This window comes from Tabrizicola sp., assembly GCF_051645465.1.
Lineage (GTDB): Bacteria > Pseudomonadota > Alphaproteobacteria > Rhodobacterales > Rhodobacteraceae > Tabrizicola.
Map to the genome: position 1 here is coordinate 1 of NZ_JBOFBI010000303.1, position 5,374 is coordinate 5,374.

A 5,374-nucleotide genomic window follows, 5' to 3' on the forward strand; every position below is an offset into this window, starting at 1 on the left:
CAGCTTCGCAAATCGCTTCGGCATCCACCGCATCGGTCTTGCCGCGCTTCACATAGGGCTTGACATAAAACGCAGGCATGAGCTTCACCTCATGCCCGATCTTGCGCAGTTCCCGGCCCCAATGGTGAGCGGACCCGCAGGCCTCCATCCCCACCACGCATCGCGGCAGGGTCTCGAAGAACGTCAGCAGCTTCGCCCGCTTTATCGCCTTGTTGAAGATGACGCGCCCACTCTCGGAAATACCGTGGACCTGGAATACATCCTTGGCCAAATCGAGGCCGACTGTTTTAACTGTCATCGGGTGGCTCCTTTCCTCGCAGTCCATGACAACTGCACTATGGCGCATCTAACGCCGGGGGAGCAGGAGCCATCCACCTCATCCGATTTGGGCCGTGTCGTCCGCTCGAATGCTGGAGCGCAAGACGCTCCTATGCGCTGCTGGCACGGGATCGCTGCAAAGCGATCGCTTTCAGAAACACCTGAATCGCGTCAGCCCCGCTGTCGCGGCAGGTTGGCGAGGATGTACTCCACGGCCCACGCAACGCCGCCGCCATGCTGCAGCGTGATCGGGTACATGGCCTGATACTCGGGCGCGGTGTTGTCGGGCGTCCATTCAGCAGCAACAGCGAACCAGGTCATCGGTATGGCACCAGCCTGGATCATGCGCTGGCAGGCACGTTCATGCGCCTCGGGGCTGAGACCGCCCGAGGCGTCAGACACAAAGTAGACCTCATAGCCGTCCCTCATCGCCGAGATTGCTGTCTGGGCCAGACACACCTCGGTCCAGAGCCCTGCCATGACAAGCTTTTTGCGCCCGGTGGCCTTGACCGCCTCGACAAAGGCGGGGTCGGACCAGGCATTGGTGTTCGTGCGGTCGATCGGCTCCACATCCGGCCAGAGCGCGGTCAGCCCCTGGAGCAGAGGATCCTTCAGCGGCCCCGACTTGCCGTTGATCGTCGTAAGCACGGTCGGAACTCCCACGGCCTTTGCGGTCTTGGCCAGTGCAAGAACGTTGTTCGTCAGGTGCTCTGGCGTAATTGAGGTGATCGGGAAGGCGACCCATGGCTGATGGTCGATCAGGCAAAGGGCCGCATTTTCAATCGTCAGATCGTTGATCGTGTGCATGTTGCTGTCTCCATTGGTCATCGGGGATTGGCTGATGGAGCCGCGCGCAGCGGGCAGCGGCGATGGGTTGACCGGGCGCTGACGTGGCCCGGTCAGAACCCTCATCGGTCAGTACTTCTTGAAGAACTGATCCAGTATCGCGACTGTTTCTTCGGGTACAGTTTCAGGAATCCAGTGCCCGCTGTCCATGGCCTGCCCTTCCACGGTTGTGGCCAGCGGCGTCATCATTTCGACGATGTAGGGCATGTTCATCAACCGCCCGGCATTTAAGCCGAGCACCGGCATTTCCAGTTTGGTTTTCATGTATTCTGTATTGTCAGTCACGTCTTGTGGGAAGGTGCGGAACCAGTTGAACCCTGCGGTTGCAGTTTCCGGAACACTGTAAGCGGCAACCGCCTCGGCGATTTCAACCGCGCCGATGACGCCCGCTCCGGCATCAACCCGCTGCATGAAATTACCATAATAGAACTCTTCCCGTCCGGTGATCAGTGCCTCGGGTACGACGGGATCGGCGTGAAACCCAAAGTGCCATGCGCGCGGATCTTTTGAAATGGCGTCGTAGATCGGCGTGCCCGGGAGTGGGACATCCATGATCGTGATGCTTTGCGCCATGTCGGGGAACTGCGCCGCAAACGAATAGGCGATCATGCCGCCGATGTCGTGGCCCACGATGTTGGCCGACGCGATGCCAAGTTCGTCCATCAAGGCTTTGATGTCACCCGCCGATGTCTTTTTGTCGTATCCGTCCTTAGGTTTGTCGGAACCCCCAACACCGCGCAGATCGACGGCGATCACATCATATTCAGCGGAAAGCAATGGCATCATTTTGACCCATGAACTCCAGGTCTGGGGAAAACCATGCAGCAGAATGACGGTTTCGCCGGGGCCGCCATCACGCACATAGTGCAGCTTGACGTCTCCCGTCGTCTGCATGGCGCTTGTAAAGCCGGTTGGTGGTGCAACTTCAGCAACCGCATTCGAAGCGGTAAACATCAGCAAGGCAGCGGTCGCCATCAGACGCGTCATGGCATCGTTCCTTTCAATAGGGGGTTAAGTTAGACGAAGCTGTCCAGGCTTTGGCCTGCGCGCTCACCTGCCGTCTTTGCATCGAGCGCATCCATGGCATCGGCAAAAACCTCCGGCCCTACAGAGTTGTAGGCCCCGATGGTTTTCAGGATTTCGACGACGCCGCTGATATCGAAACTGCCCTCGCCGGGCAGTTTGCGATAGCGAAGGAGATCCTCGATCAAGTTTGCGCCACGAATTTCGGCATCCGCATCCGCAAGCTGAACCTCACCAATCCGGTCAGCCGGAATTTGTGCAAGAAGCTCGGGGTTCGGGGTGGAACGGAAGTAGTGCCAGGTGTCGAACGTCAGCAGCACATCTTCGGACGCGAGCGGTTCGACAAGCGCCCAGCCCGCCGCCAGATCGGGCACCGATGAGATCGGCATGAACTCAAACACCGCCTGCAACCCACGTGTCCTGGCGCGTGCGGCAAATGCACCGAGTGCATCGCTTAGTGCCGCAGTCTCATACGGCAGCCCCAGCCCTTCAACGCAGTTTACCGTTGTGGCCCCCAGCGTATCGGCCATCCGATAGATGAAATCCTCATCATGGGCGATGAAAGCGACGTTCTCGGACGGATATCCGGCGGGGATTTCGAAGTTCGGAACCCACTGCACGAATGGATCGCAGACATGGATGGCGATGCCGGAGTCACGCACCGCCTTGGTGATCTGCGGGTCTGTCATGCCTTGGTCGAGCATCGTTTTATAGTCGATTGGGAACATCGACATATGCGTGAACCCGCCAGTCTTTGCGGCCTCAAAGCGTTCAGCCAGCGGCTTCGTGCGCACGTTGGCCGCCCACAGGACGCGGCGAATGCTTGTTTGGGCCGATAACCGGGCAGGCATCAGGCTTGTAGCGGCACTTGCGGCCATAAAGGTTCGTCTGGTCATGGTCACTTCAGTCCTCCAACTCTGTTTCGGTTTGCCCGCTGCGAGAGCAACGGTTCTGGTCGAAGTTCCCGGGCTAGATTTGCTCAGGGCAACAAGCGTTGGCTTCCGTCAGGCATCCTGGTGGGGCGTTGATCAGTTGCGCCAAGGCTCACTGGTCGCCGGCCTTCATCATCTCCTCGATGAAGACGCGCGTTGCGGGATCGAGGGTCGAGGCGTGGCGCACCACTTTCCATTGGCCATCGCGTTGTTCCAGCGTGTCGACGTTGACCGCCGAGCCTACGTATTCCAGCGCCGCTACCCGCTCGAAAACGATCAGGTAGGTGGTCACGACCAGCTGATCGCCGTCGCGGTTGATGACGTGGTTCGCGGCGACATGACGGCGATTGGTGATGAAGGGGCGGACCTGCTCCAGTGCGGCGGCTACTTGCTCCGGTCCGACGGCATCGCCGAAGTCGGATTCAAACACGCCGTCCTCGGCGAAAAAGCTGGCATAGAGCGGGTAGTCGGCAGCGTCGAGCGCATGGTTCAGCCGGGCAATCACCTGCCGGGCTGCGAGGTCGTCTGCAACTGAAACGGTGTAGGGTTCGGCGATATAGGCGGTATTTTCCTGCGCGCTTGCGGAGGACAGGCTCGACACCGCGACGATGGCGGCGGCAAGCGTGGTCAGGGACTGTTTCAAAAGCATCTCATGGTCTCCTGTTTGAAATAGGGGAGGGTCGAGCGGCCAAGGATGCCGCGTCTGCGTGCCTCGGCGGCGGTTGAGTCGGGCTTCGGGGCTGAAGCCCGACAGTGAATCCGGCGGTCAGTGCACCTTTCCCGCCGATACGATGGTCTGTTCCCCTCTGGATTTAAGCAGATGCCTGGATTGAATTAGATGGGGGCTGTGAATATCTCCGATCCATGAATGGATCAAAGGCGCCGAGCCTGGACGATCTGGCACTCTTTGCAGCGGTCGTTGAGGCAGGAGGCTTCACCGCCGCCGCGCGGAAGTCCGGCACGCCGCAGGCGACAGTCAGCCGTCGGATTGCGAAGCTTGAACAAGACCTCGGTCTGAGCCTTCTGGATCGCACGACACGGCGCATTTCACTGACCGAGATCGGCCGGCGCGTCTATGACCACGCCACCGTGATGGTGGAACAAGCCAATGCGGCGCGGCTGGCCGCCGCCGAGATGAGCCTCGCGATTGCCGGGGATATGAAGGTGACGGCTCCCGTTATCCTGGGTCAGGCGATGATCGCGCCAATCGTTGCGAGGTTCCTGCACGACCACCCGCAGGTCAACATGCAGCTTGAATGGACAACACGGCGCGTCGATCCGACCGAGGAAGATATCGACGTGGCGATTATCCTTGGCACGGGAGGCGCGGGCGACCTCGTGCGTTTGCGACTGGGGGATACGAGGGCCCGTCTCTACGCACCACCGACCTACACCGGAGCGATGCCGCAGCACCCTTCGGCGCTGGCGGAGATATCGATCGTCGGTCTTGGGAGTGCGCTTGCGGAGCAGAGGATCGTATTCAGCCTTGGGCAGGAGGTTGTCCCGATTGATATGCCGCGCCGACTGATGGCCAACGATGTCCGCCCTGTGATCGCCTTTGCCGAGGTCGGCGGACATATCGCGGTCCTGCCAGACTTTTGCGCACCACCGGGCTGGAGAGAGGTGTTGCCTGAATGGGAGACCCCACGACTCGAAGTGAACGCGCTGCGCACACGCTCGCGCGGGGGGCTGCCCAAGGTGCGGGCGTTTCTCGATGCGCTGCGCGCCGGTTTCTCGGCCAACCGTTGAACAGGTTACGGCACCGGTAGCCCGGCAACGCCGCCCTTGATGATCGGGAGCAGGGATGAGAAGCGAATGACGGCAACGCGGCCAGCCTCCAGAAACGGGCTGTCATGCAGTAGGAAAGGCCCGATGCCGCAGCGAGCGACATATTGCGGTAAGGGCAGCTCTGGTGGTCGCCGCCGAGCCCCTCAAAGCCTCTGCAAAGCGAAGGTTGGTAGCTCTGAGCCCTTACCGGTTGGCTTAAATCTCACCATCTCGGCTCGTGATATCGCTCAAAAGGAATAACTGCGATCGGCACCAATTCGACCAGGATTTCCGGGATCACCAATCCGGCAGCTTGGATGAGAATGCTCGTGGGCGCGGTCTCTGGAGGCAGCTTTTCCGCGCGGACCCTCTGTATTGTGGGCATATCGTTGGCGTTCACGAAGTAAATGGTCAGCGAGACCATGTCCTCAAACCGTCCGCCGACGGCCTTCAGAATATGTTCAACGTTGTCAAAGCACTGTCGGATC

At 60.0% G+C, this 5,374-nt stretch carries 7 protein-coding genes; 1 reads left to right on the plus strand and 6 read right to left on the minus strand.

Annotation, left to right across the window (positions count from 1 at the left end; translation table 11 throughout):
* The 5 genes from ACRCSW_RS19515 to ACRCSW_RS19535 form a co-directional block, all read right to left on the minus strand.
* Nucleotides 1-298 (minus strand): IS110 family transposase (locus tag ACRCSW_RS19515; RefSeq protein ID WP_438707316.1); only part of this gene is annotated, 298 nt, incomplete at its 3' end.
* Nucleotides 299-489: 191 nt separating this feature from the next.
* Nucleotides 490-1,125, minus strand: a complete 636-nt coding sequence (locus tag ACRCSW_RS19520) for a hydrolase (RefSeq protein WP_438707317.1) — start codon at nt 1,123-1,125, stop codon at nt 490-492.
* Nucleotides 1,126-1,233: 108 nt separating this feature from the next.
* Nucleotides 1,234-2,151, minus strand: a complete 918-nt coding sequence (locus ACRCSW_RS19525; protein WP_438707318.1) for an alpha/beta fold hydrolase — start codon at nt 2,149-2,151, stop codon at nt 1,234-1,236.
* Between the two features lie 29 nt (nt 2,152-2,180).
* Nucleotides 2,181-2,981 (minus strand): sugar phosphate isomerase/epimerase family protein, encoded by an 801-nt coding sequence (locus ACRCSW_RS19530; RefSeq protein ID WP_438707319.1) that lies wholly within the window; start codon nt 2,979-2,981, stop codon nt 2,181-2,183.
* Between the two features lie 250 nt (nt 2,982-3,231).
* On the minus strand, nt 3,232-3,768 hold the full coding sequence (locus tag ACRCSW_RS19535; RefSeq protein WP_438707320.1) for a nuclear transport factor 2 family protein: 537 nt from the start codon (nt 3,766-3,768) through the stop codon (nt 3,232-3,234).
* A 215-nt stretch (nt 3,769-3,983) separates the two neighbouring features.
* Here ACRCSW_RS19535 and ACRCSW_RS19540 point away from each other — a divergent pair, with 215 nt between their 5' ends.
* Entirely contained in the window at nt 3,984-4,868 is an 885-nt protein-coding gene (locus ACRCSW_RS19540; protein WP_438707321.1) for a LysR family transcriptional regulator, read from the plus strand.
* 241 nt (nt 4,869-5,109) lie between these two features.
* Here the strand turns inward: ACRCSW_RS19540 and ACRCSW_RS19545 are convergent.
* The coding region (locus tag ACRCSW_RS19545; RefSeq protein WP_438707322.1) for a RidA family protein at nt 5,110-5,374 on the minus strand (265 nt) is incomplete at its 5' end.

Coding starts and splice junctions, on each gene's coding strand:
- ACRCSW_RS19520 (WP_438707317.1), bottom strand. CDS start 1,125: ATGCACACGATCAACGATCTGACGATTGAAAATGCGGCCCTTTGCCTG.
- ACRCSW_RS19525 (WP_438707318.1), bottom strand. CDS start 2,151: ATGACGCGTCTGATGGCGACCGCTGCCTTGCTGATGTTTACCGCTTCG.
- ACRCSW_RS19535 (WP_438707320.1), bottom strand. CDS start 3,768: ATGCTTTTGAAACAGTCCCTGACCACGCTTGCCGCCGCCATCGTCGCG.
- ACRCSW_RS19540 (WP_438707321.1), top strand. CDS start 3,984: ATGAATGGATCAAAGGCGCCGAGCCTGGACGATCTGGCACTCTTTGCA.